Origin of the sequence: Sphingomonas albertensis (genome assembly GCF_014358075.1) — a bacterium.
Classification (GTDB): domain Bacteria; phylum Pseudomonadota; class Alphaproteobacteria; order Sphingomonadales; family Sphingomonadaceae; genus Sphingomonas; species Sphingomonas albertensis.
This window is the reverse complement of record NZ_JACONT010000014.1, coordinates 20,041-39,735: the sequence shown is the minus strand read 5'-3', so window position 1 is coordinate 39,735 and position 19,695 is coordinate 20,041. Positions and strand designations below refer to the sequence as shown.

Annotated in this window: 19 protein-coding genes; 6 read left to right on the top strand and 13 right to left on the bottom strand. The window is 66.6% G+C overall.

All coding sequences use genetic code 11. The annotated features are described in order from the left end of the window. Positions 1-80: 80 nt before the first annotated feature. On the top strand, positions 81-653 hold the full coding sequence (locus H8S47_RS08105) for an FKBP-type peptidyl-prolyl cis-trans isomerase (RefSeq protein ID WP_187503384.1): 573 nt from the start codon (positions 81-83) through the stop codon (positions 651-653). A 515-nt stretch (positions 654-1,168) separates the two neighbouring features. Here the strand turns inward: H8S47_RS08105 and H8S47_RS08100 are convergent. Then, positions 1,169-1,396 (bottom strand): hypothetical protein, encoded by a 228-nt coding sequence (locus tag H8S47_RS08100; RefSeq protein WP_187503383.1) that lies wholly within the window; start codon positions 1,394-1,396, stop codon positions 1,169-1,171. Positions 1,397-1,572: 176 nt separating this feature from the next. Further along, positions 1,573-2,373 carry a metallophosphoesterase family protein gene (locus tag H8S47_RS08095; protein ID WP_187503382.1) on the bottom strand — a complete coding sequence of 267 codons (801 nt, stop codon included), beginning with the start codon at positions 2,371-2,373 and terminating at the stop codon, positions 1,573-1,575. A 152-nt stretch (positions 2,374-2,525) separates the two neighbouring features. Between H8S47_RS08095 and H8S47_RS08090 the strand changes: the two genes are divergently transcribed. Further along, positions 2,526-3,518 carry a M48 family metallopeptidase gene (locus H8S47_RS08090; RefSeq protein ID WP_187503381.1) on the top strand — a complete coding sequence of 331 codons (993 nt, stop codon included), beginning with the start codon at positions 2,526-2,528 and terminating at the stop codon, positions 3,516-3,518. Here the strand turns inward: H8S47_RS08090 and wecC are convergent. Next, positions 3,475-4,794 carry a UDP-N-acetyl-D-mannosamine dehydrogenase gene (gene wecC / locus H8S47_RS08085; protein ID WP_187503380.1) on the bottom strand — a complete coding sequence of 440 codons (1,320 nt, stop codon included), beginning with the start codon at positions 4,792-4,794 and terminating at the stop codon, positions 3,475-3,477. The two genes, H8S47_RS08090 and wecC, sit on opposite strands and share 44 nt — an antisense overlap. Further along, positions 4,784-5,926 (bottom strand): non-hydrolyzing UDP-N-acetylglucosamine 2-epimerase, encoded by a 1,143-nt coding sequence (gene wecB, locus H8S47_RS08080; protein ID WP_187503379.1) that lies wholly within the window; start codon positions 5,924-5,926, stop codon positions 4,784-4,786. The genes wecC and wecB overlap by 11 nt, the downstream gene beginning before the upstream one ends. A gap of 147 nt (positions 5,927-6,073) precedes the next feature. Between wecB and galU the strand changes: the two genes are divergently transcribed. Continuing rightward, a complete protein-coding gene (galU, locus tag H8S47_RS08075; protein ID WP_187503378.1) occupies positions 6,074-6,946 on the top strand; it encodes a UTP--glucose-1-phosphate uridylyltransferase GalU in 873 nt (290 codons plus the stop codon). 134 nt (positions 6,947-7,080) lie between these two features. Here galU and H8S47_RS08070 read toward each other — a convergent pair whose 3' ends face one another. The 7 genes from H8S47_RS08070 to H8S47_RS08040 all read right to left on the bottom strand — a co-directional run bounded on the left by H8S47_RS08070 (position 7,081) and on the right by H8S47_RS08040 (position 13,681). Then, on the bottom strand, positions 7,081-7,842 hold the full coding sequence (locus H8S47_RS08070) for a HesA/MoeB/ThiF family protein (RefSeq protein WP_187503377.1): 762 nt from the start codon (positions 7,840-7,842) through the stop codon (positions 7,081-7,083). Further along, on the bottom strand, positions 7,839-8,303 hold the full coding sequence (locus H8S47_RS08065; RefSeq protein WP_187503376.1) for a hypothetical protein: 465 nt from the start codon (positions 8,301-8,303) through the stop codon (positions 7,839-7,841). The genes H8S47_RS08070 and H8S47_RS08065 overlap by 4 nt, the downstream gene beginning before the upstream one ends. Beyond that, entirely contained in the window at positions 8,300-8,737 is a 438-nt protein-coding gene (gene dut / locus H8S47_RS08060) for a dUTP diphosphatase (protein WP_187503375.1), read from the bottom strand. Before dut ends, H8S47_RS08065 begins: the two co-directional genes overlap by 4 nt. Continuing rightward, entirely contained in the window at positions 8,734-9,921 is a 1,188-nt protein-coding gene (gene coaBC / locus H8S47_RS08055; RefSeq protein ID WP_187503374.1) for a bifunctional phosphopantothenoylcysteine decarboxylase/phosphopantothenate--cysteine ligase CoaBC, read from the bottom strand. Before coaBC ends, dut begins: the two co-directional genes overlap by 4 nt. A gap of 10 nt (positions 9,922-9,931) precedes the next feature. Next, complete coding sequence (locus H8S47_RS08050) at positions 9,932-11,032, bottom strand: hypothetical protein (RefSeq protein ID WP_328805462.1); 1,101 nt, start codon at positions 11,030-11,032, stop codon at positions 9,932-9,934. Next, positions 11,014-12,549 (bottom strand): 2-polyprenylphenol 6-hydroxylase, encoded by a 1,536-nt coding sequence (gene ubiB / locus H8S47_RS08045; protein WP_187503373.1) that lies wholly within the window; start codon positions 12,547-12,549, stop codon positions 11,014-11,016. Before ubiB ends, H8S47_RS08050 begins: the two co-directional genes overlap by 19 nt. Positions 12,550-12,916: 367 nt before the next feature. Further along, positions 12,917-13,681, bottom strand: coding sequence for a class I SAM-dependent methyltransferase (locus H8S47_RS08040; protein ID WP_187503372.1), 765 nt, complete (start codon positions 13,679-13,681; stop codon positions 12,917-12,919). 56 nt (positions 13,682-13,737) lie between these two features. Here H8S47_RS08040 and mutM point away from each other — a divergent pair, with 56 nt between their 5' ends. From mutM to dnaA, 3 genes are all read left to right on the top strand, one after another. Further along, a complete protein-coding gene (gene mutM, locus H8S47_RS08035; protein WP_187503371.1) occupies positions 13,738-14,553 on the top strand; it encodes a bifunctional DNA-formamidopyrimidine glycosylase/DNA-(apurinic or apyrimidinic site) lyase in 816 nt (271 codons plus the stop codon). Positions 14,554-14,660: 107 nt separating this feature from the next. Continuing rightward, positions 14,661-14,924 carry a 30S ribosomal protein S20 gene (gene rpsT, locus H8S47_RS08030; RefSeq protein ID WP_031394736.1) on the top strand — a complete coding sequence of 88 codons (264 nt, stop codon included), beginning with the start codon at positions 14,661-14,663 and terminating at the stop codon, positions 14,922-14,924. 445 nt (positions 14,925-15,369) lie between these two features. Then, a complete protein-coding gene (gene dnaA, locus H8S47_RS08025) occupies positions 15,370-16,869 on the top strand; it encodes a chromosomal replication initiator protein DnaA (protein ID WP_187503370.1) in 1,500 nt (499 codons plus the stop codon). 238 nt (positions 16,870-17,107) lie between these two features. Here the strand turns inward: dnaA and trpS are convergent, their stop codons facing one another. Together trpS and murJ are read right to left on the bottom strand one after the other, a co-directional pair. After that, positions 17,108-18,115 (bottom strand): tryptophan--tRNA ligase, encoded by a 1,008-nt coding sequence (trpS, locus tag H8S47_RS08020; RefSeq protein WP_187503369.1) that lies wholly within the window; start codon positions 18,113-18,115, stop codon positions 17,108-17,110. An 8-nt stretch (positions 18,116-18,123) separates the two neighbouring features. Beyond that, positions 18,124-19,689: a murein biosynthesis integral membrane protein MurJ gene (murJ, locus tag H8S47_RS08015; RefSeq protein WP_187503368.1), complete on the bottom strand. Its 1,566-nt coding sequence runs from the start codon at positions 19,687-19,689 to the stop codon at positions 18,124-18,126. Positions 19,690-19,695 lie beyond the last annotated feature (6 nt).

Here is a 19,695-nt window from a genome sequence, read left to right as displayed (position 1 = left end):
GCCCCCGCTTGCTTTCCAACGGCACGCGCGGCGCTCCGGCGTGACCAGATGATCCCAGATGATCTGAGGGCCTTGATCCGATGTCGACCGTCACCGCAGTGCCGCTGCAGCCCACCAAGCGCAGCTATCTCGTCTATCTCTGGGTCGGTATCGCGCTCGCGCTGATCGCCGCGGTCGCGCTCGCGCGCCAGGGCGACGATCCGCTGGCACGCAATGCCCGCGCCAAGGGCGTGGTCGTGACCGCGTCGGGGTTGCAGTACAAGGTGATCGCACCCGGCAAGCCCGGTGCGGCCAAGCCGACCGATGCGGACGTCGCGCTGGTGAACTACGAGGGCAAGCTGCTCAACGGCACGACCTTCGACAAGTCGCAGCAGCCGACGCCGATGCCGGTGACCGGCGTCGTTCCGGGCTTTTCCGAGGCGCTGAAGCTGATGCCGAAGGGCTCGAAGTATCGCTTCTGGATGAAGCCGGCGCTGGGGTATGGCGACAAGGCGGCCGGGCCGATCCCGGCGAACTCGACGCTGGTGTTCGACGTCGAACTGCTCGACTTCCTGCCGCAGAGCGTGGTGCAGCAGATGCAGGCCCAGGCGCAGATGGGTCGTGGCGCGCCGGGCGGTATGCCGGGTGGCGCACCGGGCCAACCGCAGCCCTGAGTGATGGCCGGCGGATTGCCGGTGTCACGATCCTGAGCACCGTCTCCATGGATTTGCAAGCGCGCTCCTGGTCGTCCGGGGGCGCGTTTTTCGTTTGGGCGGGTATTACCGCTAGGCGGGGGAGCGTCGCTAACCTTACCTGAGTGACAGGCGCAGTGCGGTAACATGGTATTAGACACTCGGCCGCGTCTGCGACGCCCTGCCCATTTGTCTCCAACTAGCCTCTGCGGGAAAACGGCGAGATGTCGGCGGTAGAGGCCGGGCGCGTTTACGCGTGCTCGTTCGTGAATATCGATGCGGCCTGAAGCGCCTAGCGGAGGATGTCCTGCGAAGTCAGGTCGTATGCTTTGGTGGTCGCCACCCTCAGTCCTTGCGGCGCTGCAACAGGGCGCGGCGCGGCCGGGTCAGTGGGCATCCGGGTGGGCGATCCCGGATTATCGGCGCGGTCCGCATCTGCGGCAGGCAAAAAAATAGCGGCCCGAAGACCGCTATTTCTCGAAACAAAGTCGTAAGACTTAGTTGCTGTCCGAATCGTCGTCGTTGTCTGCAACGATAACGATACCGGCGACAACTGCAGCTGCTGCGAGAACCGCAACGATGATGCCGCCGCCAGCCAGCTCGTTCTTGTCAGCCGAAACCGAACCCGAACGAACGGTAGCCGACGAAGTTGCCGGTGCTGCCATGGCCGGAGCAACTGCCATCGTGGCTGCTGCTGCGGTCAGGAGATATTTCCCAAGACGCATGATGAACTCCCTTTGTGCTCGTCAGCCCGGCATTGGCACGAAACCGCCACCGAGGCAACCGAGGTCTAGATAACCGTGCGAAGTCTTCCGCACTGTTGCGGCAGTGCAACACACTGACGCCCCCTCCTTATACCGATCCAAAACCGTGGGAGAAGCGGCAGTTTGCTTGTCGTAGGTTATTTCGCGCCAACCTGATCCGCCCGTCCGGCGGGATCCGCCGCGGTCTGCAACGACCATGTCTCGGTACCCTCGAGTCCGAGCGCGGTCAACCGGCCCGAGGCGTAGGCGCCGGTATCGATGCCGATCCGGTGGCCGCGCCGCTCGACCTCGTCGGTCATCGTGTGGCCGTGGACGATGGTCTTTTCCAGCGTCGAGCGATGATCGAGGAACGGATCGCGGATCCAGCGCAGGTCCGACGTCCGCTGCAGGTTGAGCGGCGTATCGGGACGGACGCCGGCGTGGACGAATGCGTAGTCGCCGATCACGATCATGTCTTCGAAGCGGCGCAAAAACTCCCGGTGCTCGTCCGGCACCAGTGCGTCGATGCGGTGGACGAGTTCCTCATAGTCCAGCCGTTCGTATTCGGTCGCGTCCATACCGTAGCTCAGGATGGTCTCGCGGCCGCCGATTCGGCAGAACAGGCGCAGCGCCTTGGGCTCGCCGTCGAGCGCGCCGAGGAAGATTTCCTCGTGGTTGCCGAGCAGGAAGCGCACGTCGGCGCGCGCGGCGGCAAGATGGTGCAGGCGGTCGATCACCGCGGCAGAGGCTGGGCCGCGATCGACGATATCGCCGAGAAACACGATGGTCGTCTCTGCGGGGCCGCGCTCGCGCTCGTCCGCCTCGATCAGGCCGATCAATTCGTCGAGCAGGTCCGCACAGCCGTGAATATCGCCCACCGCATAGACGCGGCGACCGTCGGGGATCCTGGGCTGGTTCGTCTTGGCGCTGCTACGGGACTTGAAAAGCTTTGAAATCATGTCGCTATCGATGGGGAGGGGAAGATGTACCAGAGCTGATCGGACGCGCGGTCGCATAGGATGTTCCACGGTCGGTCGCAATGTATGCCAAGCGTCTGCCGTCGGTGCCTATGCGGCATGACGCGGCCGTGCGCGATGGCTAAGGGAGGTTCATGTCGATGATCCCCCGCCTGCTGCCGCTCCTGCTGCTCACTGCCGCTTCGCCCGCCAAGGAGGTCGCGCCCAGCCCCGCGTTCTTCGAGACGTTGCGTGCAGCCGACCTCCGCCTCGCGACGATCGCCTACCGGCTGACGACCGCCAACGCTGCGCTGTGCGATCGACAGCAACCGCAGATCGGGATGCCGATCCATGCGCTGACGCAATATGGACCGGCAGCGCGCCCGTCCGCGGCGACGGCGTTCGGCTTCGAATCGACGGTCGGCGTCGAGGCGGTTGTGCCGGGAGCGCCCGCGGACCGGGCTGGTTTGCGCGCGAACGACTCGATCGTCGCGATCAACGACACCGAGCAACCCGGGCTGCCGGGCGCGGATGCCACAGAGGGCGCGAGGGCACGCGATGCGGCGGAAGCGGTGATCGCGGCGGCGCCGATCGCCCAACCGTTGCGGTTGACCATCCTGCGCGGAGGGAAGCGTTTGCCGATCGCGGTGCAGCCGGTCGCCGGGTGTCGCTCGCGGTTCGAGATCCTGCTGGGCAGCGGGCTCGGCGCAACGGCGGATGGCGCGATCGTGCAGATCGGCGAGCGCTTCTTCGAGGATTATACCGACGAGGAGATCGCGGTCGTCGTCTCGCACGAGCTGGCGCACAACATCCTGCGTCACCGCGACAGGCTCGACGCGGCGAAGATCAACCGCGGCATGCTGGCCGAGCTGGGTCGCAACGGCCGGTTGATCCGCGAGACGGAGGACCAGGCGGACCTGCTGGGGATCTACCTGCTCGCCAATGCCGGATACGATCCGATGTCCGCGCCCAAATTCTGGCGGCAGAAGGGCGGCACGATCGACGGCGGGCTGTTCCGCAGTCGTACGCATGCCTCGTCCAAGGCACGCGCCGAGGTGCTCGAGGCCGCCGCGCGCGAGATCGCGGCGACCCCGACGCGGCCGATCATCCCGCCAGTCGTTGCGACTCGAGACGTGCCGTTGCGTTGACCGGCAGTCCCGACGCGCGTGGCTGATCCGGCCAGATGCCGCGCGTATCGAGCACCGCCTTGTCGGCGCGCTCCTCGAGCGGGATCGATTTGAAGACGTCGTGGTCGACCAGCACGATCATGATCGAACAGGTCTCGATCGCGGTATCGACGTCGATCAGCGTGGCGCCGGTCTCGGCCAGTACGGTGGGCAACGTCTGTGCATAGGGCTCGACGATCCGTACGCGGTCGCCGAACTGCCGCGCGACCGCTTCGGCGACCTTGAGCGCCGGGCTCTCGCGGAAGTCGTCGATGTTCGCCTTGAACGCGAGGCCGAGGCACGCGACGGTTGCGCCGGGCGAGGCTTCGACGAGGGCGGCGACCTGTGCGATGACGTGGTCGGTCTTGCCGTCGTTGACCTCGCGCGCGGTGCGGATCAGCGGTGTCTGGTCGGGGGCCGCATGGACCAGGAACCACGGGTCGACCGCGATGCAGTGGCCCCCGACGCCCGGGCCGGGCTGGAGGATGTTGACGCGCGGATGGCGATTGGCGAGGCGGATCACCTCCCATACGTCGACGCCCATCGTGTCGGCGATCAGCGACAATTCGTTGGCGAACGCGATGTTGACGTCGCGAAACGCGTTCTCGGTGAGCTTGGTCATTTCCGCGGCGCGCGCGGTGGTGGTGACACAGGCGCCCCGCACGAACCGGCGGTAGAAGGTCAGCGCCTTGCGCGCGCACCGCGGCGTGATTCCGCCGATGACGCGGTCGTTATCGATCAGCTCGACCAGGATGCGACCGGGCAGCACGCGCTCCGGGCAATAGGCGATTGCGATATCGGCCTGATCGCCGGTCTTGCCGGGTACGCGCAGATCGGGGCGCAAGCTCGCCAGTAGATCGCGGACCTTCTCGGTCGTGCCGACCGGGGAGGTCGATTCGAGGATGATCGTATCGCCTGCCTTCAGCACCGAGGCGATGGTCGTCGCGGCATCGAGGACATAGCCGATGTTCGGCGCATGATCGGCGTCGAACGGCGTCGGTACGGCGATGACGAAGACGTCCGCCGGCTCGATCGCGGTCGACGCGCGCAACGTGCCGCGTGCGACGACGCCCGAGACGAGACCGTCGAGATCGACCTCCTCGATATGCACGCGGCCGGAATTGACCGTCTCGACGACCGACTCGGTCACGTCGACGCCGAGCACCTGTGCGCCGGTCCGCGCGATGATCGCCGCAGTGGGAAGACCGATATAGCCGAGCCCGAGCACGACGACGGTGAGGTTGGTATCAGACAGCATGCCCGGCGCCTTTTGCGAGTGTTTTTGCGATTGTCTCGGCGATCCTGGCCGCGGCATGGCCGTCCCCGAACGGGTTATGGGCGCGCGCCATCGCGGCATATACCGCGGGGTCGTCGAGCAGCGTGAAGATTTCGGAGACGATCCGGTCCTCGTCAGTGCCGATCAGCTTGGCGGTACCGGCGGCGACGCCTTCCGGCCGCTCGGTCGTCTCGCGCATCACGAGCACGGGCTTGCCGAGTGCGGGCGCCTCCTCCTGCACGCCGCCCGAATCGGTCAGTACGATCTCCGCCATCCCGAGCGCGCGGACGAAATGCGGGTAATCGAGCGGCTCGATCCGCGCGACGTTGGCGCGGTCGCCCAGGATCGCGTCCATCACCGAGACGACGTTGGGATTGGGGTGGACGGGGAACAGCACCGCCACGTCGTCGCGCTCGGCAATTCGACCGATCGCGCGGGCGATCGCCGCCATGCCGTCACCGAAATTCTCGCGGCGGTGCGTGGTGACCAGGACGATGCGCTTGCCGGCGAAGCGCGCTGCGATGCCGTCGAGGCCCGCGGCCAGTGCAGGATCCGCGGCGACACGGTCGGCGGTCCAGTGCAGCGCGTCGATCACGGTGTTGCCGGTGACGTGGATTGTGTCGGCGGGGATCGTCTCGCGCCGCAACGCCTCGGCCGCGGTCTCGGTCGGGGCGAAGTGCAGCGCGGCGATCGGCGCGACGATGCGGCGGTTCACCTCCTCCGGCCAGGGCTGGTAGATGTCGCCCGAGCGCAGCCCTGCCTCGACATGCGCGACCGGCACCTTGCGGTAATAGGCAGCGAGCGCGCCCGTCATCGCGGTCGCGGTATCGCCCTGCACCATGACGAGATCGGGCATCTCGGCGTCCATCACCTCGCCAAGCCCGGTGAGCAGTCGCGCGGTCAGGCGATTGAGCGTCTGTCCCGGCTCCATGAGGTCGAGATCGATGTCAGGCGACAGATCGGCGATGGCGAGGAACTGGTCGAGCAACCCGCGATGTTGCGCGGTAACGCAGGTTCGCACCGCGAGGCCGGGTGTTGCCGCCAGCGCACGGATCACCGGAAAGAGTTTGATCGCTTCGGGGCGCGTCCCGAAAATGACGAGGATCTTGGACATGGAACCTCTCTAGCCGACGATATTTAATGACGCGCTAACCGGTTACAGCGTTTCTTTGATCGGGTGATCGGAATTGCGCGGGTCCGTAACGACCGGTAAATGGTGCAGCGCAACTAAACGACCTCGAAGACATAATTGGAGCTCCGAATGACGATCAAGCCGCTTCGCAAGGCCGTATTTCCCGTTGCCGGGCTCGGCACGCGCTTTCTCCCCGCGACCAAGTCGATGCCCAAGGAAATGCTGACCGTCGTCGACAAGCCGCTGATCCAATATGCGGTCGAGGAAGCGCTGGAAGCGGGGATCGAGCAGATCATCTTCGTCACCGGTCGCGGCAAGGGTGCGCTCGAGGATCATTTCGATATCTCGTACGAGCTCGAGGATACGATGCGCGCGCGCGGCAAGTCGCTCGATGCGATCAGCCAGATCCGGATGAAGCCGGGTTCGCCGGTCTATGTGCGCCAGCAGGAGCCGCTGGGCCTCGGCCATGCGGTGTGGTGTGCGCGCGAGATCGTCGGCGACGAGCCGTTCGCCGTTCTGCTCCCCGACGAGCTGATGGTCGGCAAGCCCGGCTTCATGAAACAGATGGTCGAGGCGTATAACCAGGTCGGCGGCAACGTGATCGGCGCGCTCGAAGTCGCCGATTCCGAGACCGACAAATACGGCATCATTTCGCCCGGCGTGATCGATGGTCGTCTGACCGAGGTGAAGGCTCTGGTCGAGAAGCCCAAGCAGGGCACTGCGCCATCGAACCTGATGATCCCCGGCCGCTATATCCTCCAGCCCGACGTGATGCGCATCCTAGAGAACCAGGAGAAGGGCGCAGGCGGAGAGATCCAGCTGACCGACGCGATGGCACAGCTGATCGGCAACCAGCCGTTCCATGGCTTCACCTTCGACGGCCAGCGCTACGATTGCGGCGACAAGGCGGGGTACATCCAGGCGAACCTGGCGATCGCGCTGTCGCGGGCCGACATCGGTCCTGCGGTACGGGAGTTCGCCAAGGGTCTGTTGGGGGCCTGAGCCGGGCGTACCCCATCTGTCACCCCGGACTGGTTCCGGGGTGATCGGTTCCGCAAACTCGATTCTACAGAGTTTGCGGAACAGTGGATGCCGGAACAAGCCCGGCATGACGACGTCCGTGGTCCAGTGTACGTCTAGCCGCGCGCTGTACCGCAGGCGCGGCAACCCGGATCCTTCGGCAGGCGGATCGACCGGAAGCGCAGGGCCAGGAGGTCGATCAGCAGCAACTTGCCCGCGGGGTCGTCGCCGAACGGGGCGATCGCGCGCAGAACTTCCAGCGCGGCGAGGCTGCCGATCACGCCGGTGACGGGGCCGAGAACGCCGTCTTCCGCGCAGCTCGTCTCGGCCCGCTCGGGGTCTTCGCCGACGAAGCAGCGGTAGCACGGCTTGTCCGCTTCCCAGCCGCGATAGGTGGCGAGCTGCCCTTCGAACTGCCCGACCGCGGCGGAGACGAGCGGGATCTTGGCGACATGCGCGGCATCGGCGACGCAGAAGCGGGTCGCGAAGTTGTCGCAGCCGTCGAGCACGACGTCCGCGCCCGCGATCAAGCTTGCGACGTTCGTCGTGTCGATTCGCATGCGGTGCGTTTCGACCGCGACATGCGGGTTGATCCGCTGGACCGCCGCCGCCGCCGCCTCGACCTTGGCGATGCCGGTGTCCGCGGTGGTGAAGATCGTCTGGCGTTGCAGGTTCGATGGCTCGACCCGGTCGTCGTCGATCAGGATCAGGCGACCGACACCGGCGGCCCCCAGATACTGGATCGCGGGTGAGCCGATCCCGCCGGCACCGACGATCGCGACCGTCGCCGCCTTCAGCCGGGCCTGACCGGAGCCGCCGAATTCCTTGAGGACGATATGCCGCGCATACCGGGTGAGTTCGTCGTCGGAGAGGATCATGCGCCCCAGGCGAACGTCAGGCTGGTGCGATACCAGGTGTCCGTATCGGTATCGACCACGTCGATCGAATCGCGCGCGCCGAGGATGACGCCGGCCGCATATTGCTCGACCGTCGGGCAATCGATCGCGCGCGGGGTGATGCGGCGGACGCGGCCGTCGCGCGTCATCAGCACCGCGAGGTCGAGACTGAGCGACCAGCCCTGCACCGTCCGGACCGCCTTCGCGCAACGCCCGGCCATGACTTCGCCGTGGACATAGGCGGAGGTGTTGGCGAGCGTGGTCGCCTGTCGACGGATGCGCAGGGGGGGCAGCGTGCTCCAGTCCTGCGGGGGCAATGGGCCGGATACTGGGGCAGATGCGGGGGCCGTCGCGGGCGGCGTCGCCGGGATCGTGGGGACGACCTGCACCTGAGCGATCGGAGGCGCCGCGGCTTGGAGCAGGAGGAGGAAGGCGGCGATCATCGGCCGGTCGATCCGAAGCCGCCTGCACCGCGCGTGGTGTCGTCGAGCGTCGCGACTTCGTCGAGCGTGGCGCGCAGGACGACCGCGGGAACGAGCTGCGCGATGCGGTCGCCGCGCGCGATCTCGAATGGCTCCTGGCCGAGATTGGCGAGGATCACCTTCACTTCGCCGCGATAGTCGCTGTCGATCGTACCGGGCGTGTTGAGGCAGGTGACGCCGTGCTTCAGCGCGAGACCGGAGCGGGGGCGGACCTGCACCTCATGCCCTGCGGGAATGGCGATCGCGAAGCCGGTCGCGACGGCCGCACGTGCGCCGGGCGCCAGCGTCAGCGCCTCGGCGGCGACGACGTCCATGCCGGCCGCGCCGTCGGTCGCATAGACAGGCAAGGGCAGGCCTTCGCCGTGCGGCAGGCGTTTGAGTTCGATGCGGATCATGATGCGGCTTCTAGCGCATCGGCGATGCGGTCCGCCAGTCGGGCGGCGACCGCCTCCTTGGGCAGGCGCTCCCAGGCCTCGACGCCGGTAGCCGTGACGAGATGCACGCTGTTGTCCGCGCCGCCCATCACGTCGCCCGATACGTCGTTGGCGACGATCCAGTCGGCGGTCTTGCGAATGCGCTTGGCGACGGCGTGTTCGAGTACGCGCTCGGTCTCGGCGGCGAACCCGATCAACAGGCGAGGACGTTGAGGGCTGCGCGCCAAAGTCGCGAGAATATCGGGATTTTCCGCGAGCGTCAGCGTGGGTGTGGCGTCGCCCTTCTTGATCTTCTGCGGAACGGACTCGACGTGCCAGTCGGCCACGGCGGCCACCATGACGGCGGCGTCGGCAGGCAGCGCGTGGTCGACGGCGTCGGCCATCTCGCGTGCGGTCTCGACGTCGATCCGGTCCACCGCCGGCGGGGTCGGCAGCGTCACGGGGCCGGCGACGAGCGTGACGCGTGCGCCGAGTTGTGCCAGCGCCGCGGCGATCGCGAAGCCCTGTTTGCCCGAGGAGCGGTTAGCGATGTAGCGGACCGGGTCGATCGGCTCGTGAGTCGGGCCGGCGGTGACGAGCACGTGGCGTCCCGCGAGCCGCTTGCACGGGGCGGGAGCGAGCATGTCCTCGATCGCGGCGAGGATGGCGGGGGGCTCGGGCAGGCGGCCGGGGCCGTATTCGCCGCACGCCATCGCGCCTTCGTCGGGTTGCATCACCGTCACGCCGTCGGCGCGGAGTTGCGCGACGTTGCGGACGGTCGCGGCGTGGGTCCACATGCGGACGTTCATCGCCGGCGCGACCAGGACCGGCTTGTCGGTCGCGAGCAGCAGCGTCGTCGCGAGGTCGTTCGCGAGCCCGCCGGCCATGCGCGCCATCAGGTCGGCGGTGGTGGGCGCGACGACGATCAGATCGGCCTGCCGGCTGAGCTGGATATGGCCCATCTCGGCCTCGTCCTTGAGATCCCAGAGCGTCGTGTAGACCTTGTCCTCGCTGAGCGCGGCGAGCGTCATCGGCGTGACGAAATGATGCGCCGCCTCGGTCATTACGCAGCGCACCGCATGGCCGCGGCCTTTCAGCAGGCGGATCAGTTCGGCGGCCTTGTAGGCGGCGATCCCGCCACCGACGATCAGGAGAATGCGCGTCATGAGAGCGTCTTTAGCGGATAATCCGCGTCACGGTAATGCGTCGGCTATCGAGCGCCGCATGGACCAGATCGCGCAGGCCATCGGGGACGAACACGAGCCCGGTCAGCAGCAACGGCGTGACCAGTAGCGCCCAGTGCGGCGTCTCCTCGGTGCCGAACACGGTGATCAGCAACGCGGTGAGGACGATCGTTGCGAGCGCGCGCAGGGCGAGGGGATCGCGCCATGTCGCCCAGCCGAACAGCGCGAGGCCGACGATCGGTGCTGCCAGACCCAACGGCAGCCAGGCGAGCGCGGTGGCCGAGACTGTAGCGGATACGAACGCGCCGAAACCGAGCAACCCGGCCCAGTCGAAGACCATGTCGTCGAGTGGCTTGACGATCTGCGCCACGGCATAAGCGTGGATCGCCAGTACGAGGGCGACGACGATCAGCGCGGCGGCCCAACCTAGCGCCTCGCGCCGCTGACGTTCGGCCAGCGCGAACGACAGCATGACGATCAGATAGAGCGCGGCAGTCTCGCGGAGCACTGCCGCTGCAACACCGAATGCGATCGCCTCGACATAATGGCCGCGCCGCCTGATCGCGAGCGACAACGTTATCGCGAGCCCGGCCCAGAGATCGGGCAATGGCGCGAGCGAGGGCTGGAGCAGTGGCGCGAGGCTCGCGAACAGCAGCAAAGCGACCACCGTCTGCGCGGCGCGCGTCTTCAGTACCGGCTGCATACGGCCATAGCAGGCGACCGCGACCGCCGCGGTGAGCAGGTAGAGCATCGCCATCACCACCATGCTCGGCAGCGCAGCCTCGATCACCGCGAGCGTGGGCAGGCGGAACGCGGTGAATGGCGCGAGCGGATAACCGCCGGCGCGCAGCGCATCCGCGGCCACCGCATAGTAATTGCCGCCGTGGCGAACCCCGTCCACGATCATCGCGTATAGCGCGGTATCGGTATGAGCGGGTGCCGTGGACAGCGCGGCGAATGTCGTGGTCAGGATCAAGGCCAGCAGCGCGACCACCGCCCGCGCGGCCGGTTGCGAGATGTTTGCGAACCTTGACGGCGCCGCGAGCCAGACCGGGGTCAGCGGGCGGCGCATCGTCACGTCACGCTGAACCACGTTCCTGCGATGCCGACGAGCGCGGCGATCACCGCCACCGCCGCATAACGCCAGCCGCCACCGATCCGGATCACTTCGATCTCGCGCAACGGCATCGTCGGCGGTGCGCCACCGGGGGCGGGGTAATGCGCCTCGATCCGGCGGACGAGTTCGGGAAGCCGGGTGAGCGTCTGGAAATCGGCGATCAGGCGGTCGGCGATCATCGCCTCCGGACCCAGCTCGCCGCGGATCCAGTCGCGGACGAACGGTTCGGCGGCTTCCCACAGGTTGATGTCGGGGTTGAGGCTGGTCGCGACGCCCTCGACCATCACCATCGTCTTCTGGAGCAGCAGCAGATGCGGCTGCGTCGCCATGTCGAAATCGCGCGTGATCGAGAACAGACTGTCGAGCATCATGCCGATCGACATGTCCTTGACCGGCAACCCGCGCATCGGCTCGCCGACCGCGCGCAATGCGGTGGCGAACTCGGCGACGTCGTGGTGCGCGGGGACATAGCCTGCCTCGAAATGGATCTCAGCGACGCGCTTATAATTGCCGGTGATCAAGCCGTAGAGGATCTCGGCAAGCCAGACGCGGGCGCGGCGGTCGATCCGGCCCATGATCCCGAAATCGATCGCGGCGATCCGGTTGCCGGGGAGCGCGAACAGGTTTCCCTGGTGCATGTCGGCGTGGAAGAAGCCGTCGGCGATCGCCTGGCGCAGGAACGCGCGGACGAGCGTGTTGGCGAGACCGGGCAGGTCGTAGCCGGCGGCGACGAGCGCCGGGCGGTCGGACAGCTTGATGCCGTCGATCCACTCGATCGTCATGACCTTGTTGGTCGAGCGCGCCCAGTCGATCGCGGGGATGACGAAATCGGGCTCGGCAGTCATGCCCTCCGCGAGTTCGGAGGCCGAGGCGGCTTCGCGGCGGAAGTTCAGTTCGCGCAGGGTCCAGCGCTTGAACGTCTCGATCGTCAGGCGCGGGCGCAGGCGCATCGCCTCGGGACTGAGCGCCTCGAGTTGCGCGGCGGCCCAGCTGTACGTGTCGATCGCACGCGCGAAATCGTCCTCGACGCCGGGGCGGAGGACTTTCACCGCGACCTGGCGGCCGTCGGTGGTGACGGCGCGGTGGACCTGCGCGATCGATGCGGCGCCGACCGGAACCGGTTCGATGCGCGAGAACAACGTCTCAAGCGGCTTGCCGAAGCTCGCCAGCATCGCCGCTTCGATCGTCTCGTAGGGGACGGGGGAGAGTTGGTCCTGGAGGCGCAACAGATCGTGCGCTGCGTCCTCGCCGACGAGATCGGGGCGGGTGGCGAGCGTCTGGCCGAGCTTGATCGCCGCGGGTCCGATCGCCTGGAACGCGTCGGCATAGCGCGGCACTGTGGGCACGCGCGCGCCGAACCTGGCGATCCGGGTGAGGCGGCGGACGGCGGCTGGCGTGTTCGGGTCACGCTCGATCCCGCGCAGCGCGCCGTGGCGAGCGAGGATGCGGCCCCATTTGAGGAGTCGCCAGATGTGGGTGGTGGAGGCGGTCACTGGGTTGGAGCGCCTTGAGAAGGGTTATGTTCACGCAAGAGCGCGAAGGCGCGAAGAGAGATTTGTTCACGCGGAGACGCGGAGACGCGGAGAGAGATTTGTTCACGCGGAGACGCGGAGACGCGGAGAGAGATTTGTTCACGCGGAGACGCGGAGACGCGGAGAGAAAGAAGAAGTGGTTCGCACAGAGGCACAGAGGCGCAGAGGTGTGGCGCCTCGCCGCGGATGCGGCTTTTCATCATGGGCGAAGCGGTTGTAAAGCGCTGGCGCGCAAGAGGCTTCTTGGCGCTTTCGCCCTTACTTACTCTCCGCGTCTCCGCGTCTCCGCGTGAACCACTCTTCGCGTCTTCGCGCCTTAGCGTGATCACTAGATCTTCCACCCGCTGTGGATCGCGACGAGTCCGCCCAGCAGCGGTTCGACCTTGGTCTGCACGAAGCCCGCGTCCGCGATCATGCCTTTGAACTTGGGCATGTCGGGGAAGCGGCGGATCGATTCGATCAGATAGCGGTAGCTGTCGGCGTCTTGCGCCAGAAGCTGGCCGAGCTTCGGGACCATCTTGTGCGAGTACGCATCGTACACCTCGGCGAACCCGGGCCACACGGTGGTCGAAAATTCGAGGCAGTAGAAGCGTCCGCCACGGCGCAGGACGCGGTGGGCTTCGCGCAACGCCTTGGGGATATCCGTCACGTTACGGATGCCGAACGCGATCGTGTAGGCGTCGAAGAACTTGTCGGGGAAGGTCAGCGTTTCGGCATTGGCTTCGGTCCAGACGAGGCCGTCGATGCCGCGCTTCTGCGCGCGCTGCATGCCGACTTCGAGCATCTGCGGGTTGATGTCGGCGACCGTGATCGACGCGCCCGACGGCTCCATGCGGAACGCGATGTCGCCCGTGCCGCCGGCCATGTCTAGGATCTGCTCGCCCTCGCGCGGTTTCACGCGGCGGACGAAGCGGTCCTTCCACAGGCGGTGCATGCCGCCCGACATCGCATCGTTCATCAGGTCGTATTTGCCTGCGACGTTCGAGAAGACGCCGCCGACGCGGGCGGTCTTCTCGGTGGCGGGAATGTCTTCGTAGCCGAAGGAGACGGTATCGGGCGTCGAAGCGGGCGCGGGCGCGATCAAGTCGTTCATATCCTGCGCTCTAGCCGCGCCTTGTGGCGCGAGCAAACGCAACCTAGCTGCAAACCGTGCCAGAATTACCAGAAGTCGAAACCACCGTGCGCGGGCTGGAGCCCGTGCTCAAGGGCCAGCGCCTGACCTTGGTCGAGCCGCGTCGCGCCGACCTGCGCAAAGCGATCCCGGTCGACCTGCGCCAGCGGATGACCGGAGCGACCGTGACGACGCTCGGGCGGCGTGCCAAATACGGGCTGATCGATACCGATCGCGGCGATACTTTGTTGTTCCATCTTGGCATGTCGGGACGCTGGCGAGTCGATCCGAGCGAACTCCTGCCGCACGATCACCTGCTGATCGGGACGGGGGCGGGCCGGACGGTTGCGCTCAACGACCCACGGCGATTCGGCTTTCTCGATCTTTGGGCGACCGAGGACATCGCCAATTATCCGCCGTTCCTCAGCATGGGGCCGGAGCCGCTCGGGCCAGACCTGACGGCCGCATATCTGCTGGAGGCACTTGAAGGGCGGGGGGCGTCGATCAAGGCGATGCTGCTCGATCAGCGGATCGTCGCGGGGCTCGGCAACATCTATGTGTGCGAGGCGCTGCATATGGCGAAGATCGCGCCGAGCCGGGCGGCGGGGCGTATCTCGCTGTTTCGACTCGAGCGGCTGGTCGAGGCGATTCGGACGGTGCTGACGGCGGCGATTCTCGCTGGTGGCTCTTCGCTTCGCGACTATGTGCGGCCGGACGGCGAACTCGGCTATTTCTCCAAGCAATGGCGTGTCTATGGGCGCGAGGGCGAGGCGTGCGAATGCGGCACGACCGTCAGGCGGCGTACCGAGGGCGGGCGCTCGACCTTCTGGTGTCCGAAGTGCCAGCGCGGCTGAGCGTTTCGGTTGACGCGCAGGAGCAAAGTGAGTAGGGCCGCGGCTTCGAGAGGGCGTAGGAGCAATCCGGCGCCCCTTTTTATTCATTCGAACATCCAGAGGGCTTCATGGCGAACACGCCGCAGGCGAAAAAGCGTATCCGTCGCAACGACCGTCGCGCGGAAGTGAACGGCAACCGAGTCGGCCGTATCCGTACCTTCATCAAGAAGGTCGAGGCCGCACTGGCGTCGGGCGACAAGGGTGCAGCGACCACCGCACTCGCAGCGGCACAGCCTGAGCTGCAGCGTGGCGTCGCCAAGGGCGTGCTGCACAAGAACACCGCGAGCCGCAAGTTCGCGCGTCTGACCAAGGCCGTGACCGGGCTCGCCTGAGCGAACGATCACTGTCGCGTAGATCACCCGCCGGGGTTTCTCCGGCGGGTTTTTTGCGTGTGCGAAGGGAGCCTCCGGAGAGTCCGCATAACCCTAGGATTCGCCACGATTCGTGTGCGAGAGAATCACGTCATGCAATCGCCGAAATTGCAAAAAATGCGTAAACACAGCCACTTATAAAAATATCGACGCATTTCCGCGGCTTGATCAAGTCAACCCGCTTTATTTCGAAAATGTGACGCGTCGGGGCCTTGCTCGGATCGCTGATCGCTTCATAACGGGGCTCACAGCGACGGTGGTTTCCACCGCTGCATCAACAAACAGGGCGAAGATGCCGGATGACCCTTGGGGTCGTCTGGGGGCTATTTTCTGTCGGGACTATGTCACCTGCACGCGTGTCGTGCGGGGTCGGAGAAGTGTGCGCGTGACGAAGTGGCAAGGACCGATGACACACGCGACCGAGGCCGAGAAGGCCTGGGCCCGCGTGCGTGCGTCCTTGCGCGAGTCGGCGGGCGCGCGGCTGTTCGAGCAGTGGCTGAAGCCGATCGAGCTGATCCCGGGCGAGGACCGCGACACGATCCGCCTCGCGCTGCCATCGGCGTTCATGACGAACTGGGTCCGCAATCATTACGCCGACCGACTCGTGCTCGAATTCAAGCAGATCCTGCCCAACGTCCGCACCGTCCAGATCGAGACCCGGGTGCCGGGTCGCGCGCCCGTCATGCTGGCGATCGAGCCTGTGGCGGATTCGGCGGTCGTAGAGCCTGCCGCGCCGAAGCCGGTCGTCGAAGCCAAGCCGGTCGCAGAACCCAAGCCGGCTGCGCAGCCTGCACAGGTTGTGATGAAGTTCGGCGTCGATCCGTCGCTGAAGCCTGCGCCGGCGCCGGTCGTGGCCGCGGCGCCGGTCGGGGTGCCCGCCGAACGCCCGCCGCTCGATCCGCGCTATACCTTTGCGCGATTCGTCGTCGATCCGTCGAACAAGGTCGCGTTCAACGCCGCCAAGGTGCTCGCCGAGCCGGGTCCGGTCCGGTTCAGCCCGTTGTTCCTCCACAGCGGTACGGGGCAGGGCAAGACCCACCTCATGCACGCGATCGGCCACGCGTTCCTCGAGCATAACCCGCACGCGATCGTGCTGTGCATGTCCGCCGAGCGCTTCATGTACGATTTCGTCGCGGCGATGCGCGCGCGCGATACGCATGCCTTCAAGCAGCGGCTGCGCGGTGCCGACCTGCTGCTGATCGACGACCTCCAGTTCATCGCCGGCAAGGACGCGACGCAGGAGGAGTTCTTCCACACCGTCAACGAGATCATGGCGGCGGGCAAGCGGCTCGTGATCTCCGCCGATCGCTGCCCGCAGGCGCTGGAAGGCGTCGAAGCGCGGATCGTCAGCCGGATGGCGGTCGGCCTGGTTGCGGACATCAAGGCGCCCGACCTGACGCTGCGCCGGACGATTCTCGATCGGAAGCTGGTCGACCTGCCCGACATGCGCGTGCCGACCGACGTGCTCGACCTGCTCGCCGCCCGCATCCATGCGAACATCCGCGAGCTGGAGGGCGCACTGAACCGGGTGGTGGCATATGCGCAGCTGACCGGGGATACGATCGATCTCGACTTCGCGGTCGCGACGTTGGGCGAGGTTCTTCGCGGTGCGCAGAAGCGCGTGACGATCGACGAGATCCAGAAGCTGGTGTCGGCGCATTTCGAACTGAAGCCGCTCGACCTGATTTCGGCGCGGCGGGCGCGAGCCGTGGCACGGCCTCGGCAGATCGCGATGTATCTGGCGAAGCGGCTGACGACCCGGTCACTGCCGGAGATCGGGCGGAAGTTCGGTGGTCGCGATCACTCGACGGTGATCCATGCGGTGCGCAAGATCGAGGAACTGCGCGATTCGGACCGCGATATCGATGCGGCGGTGCGGGTGCTGATGCGCGAGCTTGAGGGCTAAGGCAGCCTGCGCTTCCTTGTTCTCCCGCGAAGGCGGGAGTCCAGACTGAGCCCCCGCCTTCGCGGGGGAACACGCTAATGGACCTACTAAATTGTGGACCTACTGAATTCTGCTCCCCTCCCTGGAAGGGAGGGGTCGGGGGTGGGTCGGCCAGCTTTTGCCGCACCGGTTCCATGATGCGGATGGCAACCCACCCCCAACCCCTCCCTTCCAGGGAGGGGGGCAGGTCGGCTCGCGTTTAGACCTGCAACCCCATCGCATCCTGCGTCGCCTTCAACACCGGTGCCGCCAGCGCACGCGCCTTCTCCGCCCCCGCCTGCAGCACCGCCGTCACCGCGCTGCGATCGTCCAGCAGCCGCACCATCTCGTCACGGATCGGCCCGAGCTTGGCCACCGCTAGATCCGCCAGCGCGGGCTTGAACGCGCCGAAGCCCTTGCCGCCGAACTCACCGAGCACGGTCGCCACATTGCTGTCCGCCAGCGCCGCGTAGATCGTCAGCAGGTTGCGCGCCTCGGCCCGGTCGCCGAGTTCGTCGACCGTCGCCGGCAGCACGTCGGGATCGGTCTTCGCCTTGCGGAACTTGTCGGCGATGGTGTCGTCGCTGTCGATCAGCTTGACCACCGACTGCTCGGACGGATTCGACTTCGACATCTTCGCCGACGCATCGCGCAAAGACATGATCCGCGGCGCGGCCTTGCTGATCAGCGGCGCGGGCAGCGTGAACAGGTCGACGCCGTAGTCGCCGTTGAACTTGGTCGCGATGTCGCGTGCGAGTTCGAGGTGCTGCTTCTGGTCCTCGCCGACCGGCACGTGCGTCGCGTTGTAGAGCAGCACGTCGGCGGCCATCAGCACGGGGTAGTCGTACAGCCCGACGCTCGCGCCCTCGCGGTTCTTTCCCGCCTTGTCCTTGAACTGCGTCATCCGGTTCAGCCAGCCGACGCGGGCGACCGTGTTGAGCAGCCACGCCATCTCGCTGTGCGCCGGCACGCGCGCCTGGTTGAACAGGATCGACTTTGCCGGATCGATTCCGGCGGCGATCATCGTCGCGGCGACCTCGATCGTGTGCGCCGACAGTTCCGCCGGCGCGATCCACTCGGTCGGGGCGTGGAGATCGGCGATGAAGAACATAGACTCGCCGCCCTGCGCCGCGACGTCGTCCTGGAGTGCCACCCACTGCTTCACGGCGCCCAGGTAATTGCCGAGGTGGAGATTACCGGTGGGCTTGATGCCGGAAACAACGCGCATTGAGAGACCTATCGTGAACGACGCAGAAGCGTGGAGATGTCGCCCAGCCGGAACGCGCCGGTGAGCAATGTGGCGATCGCATAGACCACGCCGCCGGTGGTAACCAGCACCAGCATGGCGCCCCAGCGCTGGATGCTGGTGCCGGTTACGAACGGCTGGAACAGGTCGTTGAGGAAAAACATCACGACGCCCATGATCAGCGCGGCGACCAGCAGCCGCCACGTCCGCCGGCGCAGCCGCGCGTCCGGGGTGAAGTGCCCGCGCCGGACGAGCGTGCGGTAGAGCATGGCGACGTTGACCGTGCTCGCGATCGCGGTGGCGAGCGGTGGACCCATGTGACCGAGCGGCTTGATGAAGGCGAGGTTGAGCACGAGGTTCACGACCATCGACGTCGTCGCGTAGCGCACCGGCGTTTTCGTGTCGGAGCGGGCGTAATAGCCGGGCGTGAGCACCTTCACGAGGATGTACGACGGCAGCCCGATCGAGAAGGCGGCGAGCGCCTGTGCGGTCAGCACGCTGTCGTCGAGCGCGAACTTGCCGTGCTGGAACAGCGCGCCGACGATCGGCACGCCGCAGACGATCAGCGCGACCGTCGCGGGCAGCGTCAGGAACAGCGCGAGCTCCATGCCGCGGTTCTGCGTCGTCATCGCCTCCGCATCCTCGCCGCGGCCGAGCTGGCGCGAGATCGTGGGGAGCAGGACGGTGCCGAGGCCGATGCCGATCAATCCGAGCGGGAGCTGGTTCAACCGGTCGGCGAAATAAATGTACGAGACCGAGCCGGCCGGCAGCAACGCGGCGGCGAGCGCGGTCGAGACGACGAGGTTGATCTGCACCGCGCCGGCCCCGGCGGCGGCGGGCCAGATCAGCGACATCAGCTTCTTCACGTCGGGATTGAGTTGCGGGCGCTTGAGGCGGAGTTTCACGCCGGATGCGCGACAGGCCCAGATCAGCCACAGAAGCTGCAACGCCCCCGACACCGTCACCGCGATCGCCTGGTTGCGGGCGGTCAGCAGCGGCTGCCGCTCGTGGAACAGCAATAGGGCGGCGATCAGTGTCGCGTTCAGCAGGATCGGCGCGGCGGCGTTGATCCAGAATTTATGCAGCGAATTGAGGATGCCGCCGAGCAGCGATACAAGGCTGATCAGCAACAGATAGGGGAGAGTGATCCGCGAGAGATGGACGACATAGTCGAACCGTTCCGCGCTGGCGCCGTTGAACCCGAAGGTCAGCAGCCACGTCATCGGCCATGCTGCGAGCTCGAACAGCACCGTCATCGCGATCAAGGTCGGCAGCAAGACCGACAGCGCGTCCTCGGCGAATGCGATCCCGTCGGGCAATCCGCGCCCGGTCTTGTCGCCGACCTTCCGATTGAACATCGGGATAAAGGCGGCGGAGAACGCGCCCTCCGCGAAGAGGGCACGGAACATGTTGGGGAGGCGGAACGCGATCAGGAACGCGTCCGACGCGAACCCCGCGCCGACGAACCGCGCGAACAGCGAGTCGCGCACCAGCCCCAGGACACGGCTGGCGAGCGTCAGCCCGCCGACCGATCCAAGCGCCTTGGTCAGGTTCATCTGCGC

What these genes read in the sequence shown, in the direction of transcription:
- H8S47_RS08105 (WP_187503384.1), top strand. Translation starts at nt 81, where the DNA reads ATGTCGACCGTCACCGCAGTGCCGCTGCAGCCCACCAAGCGCAGCTAT.
- H8S47_RS08100 (WP_187503383.1), bottom strand. Translation starts at nt 1,396, where the DNA reads ATGCGTCTTGGGAAATATCTCCTGACCGCAGCAGCAGCCACGATGGCA.
- H8S47_RS08095 (WP_187503382.1), bottom strand. Translation starts at nt 2,373, where the DNA reads ATGATTTCAAAGCTTTTCAAGTCCCGTAGCAGCGCCAAGACGAACCAG.
- H8S47_RS08090 (WP_187503381.1), top strand. Translation starts at nt 2,526, where the DNA reads ATGTCGATGATCCCCCGCCTGCTGCCGCTCCTGCTGCTCACTGCCGCT.
- wecC (WP_187503380.1), bottom strand. Translation starts at nt 4,794, where the DNA reads ATGCTGTCTGATACCAACCTCACCGTCGTCGTGCTCGGGCTCGGCTAT.
- wecB (WP_187503379.1), bottom strand. Translation starts at nt 5,926, where the DNA reads ATGTCCAAGATCCTCGTCATTTTCGGGACGCGCCCCGAAGCGATCAAA.
- galU (WP_187503378.1), top strand. Translation starts at nt 6,074, where the DNA reads ATGACGATCAAGCCGCTTCGCAAGGCCGTATTTCCCGTTGCCGGGCTC.
- H8S47_RS08070 (WP_187503377.1), bottom strand. Translation starts at nt 7,842, where the DNA reads ATGATCCTCTCCGACGACGAACTCACCCGGTATGCGCGGCATATCGTC.
- H8S47_RS08065 (WP_187503376.1), bottom strand. Translation starts at nt 8,303, where the DNA reads ATGATCGCCGCCTTCCTCCTCCTGCTCCAAGCCGCGGCGCCTCCGATC.
- dut (WP_187503375.1), bottom strand. Translation starts at nt 8,737, where the DNA reads ATGATCCGCATCGAACTCAAACGCCTGCCGCACGGCGAAGGCCTGCCC.
- coaBC (WP_187503374.1), bottom strand. Translation starts at nt 9,921, where the DNA reads ATGACGCGCATTCTCCTGATCGTCGGTGGCGGGATCGCCGCCTACAAG.
- H8S47_RS08040 (WP_187503372.1), bottom strand. Translation starts at nt 13,681, where the DNA reads ATGAACGACTTGATCGCGCCCGCGCCCGCTTCGACGCCCGATACCGTC.
- rpsT (WP_031394736.1), top strand. Translation starts at nt 14,661, where the DNA reads ATGGCGAACACGCCGCAGGCGAAAAAGCGTATCCGTCGCAACGACCGT.
- dnaA (WP_187503370.1), top strand. Translation starts at nt 15,370, where the DNA reads ATGACACACGCGACCGAGGCCGAGAAGGCCTGGGCCCGCGTGCGTGCG.
- trpS (WP_187503369.1), bottom strand. Translation starts at nt 18,115, where the DNA reads ATGCGCGTTGTTTCCGGCATCAAGCCCACCGGTAATCTCCACCTCGGC.
- murJ (WP_187503368.1), bottom strand. Translation starts at nt 19,689, where the DNA reads ATGAACCTGACCAAGGCGCTTGGATCGGTCGGCGGGCTGACGCTCGCC.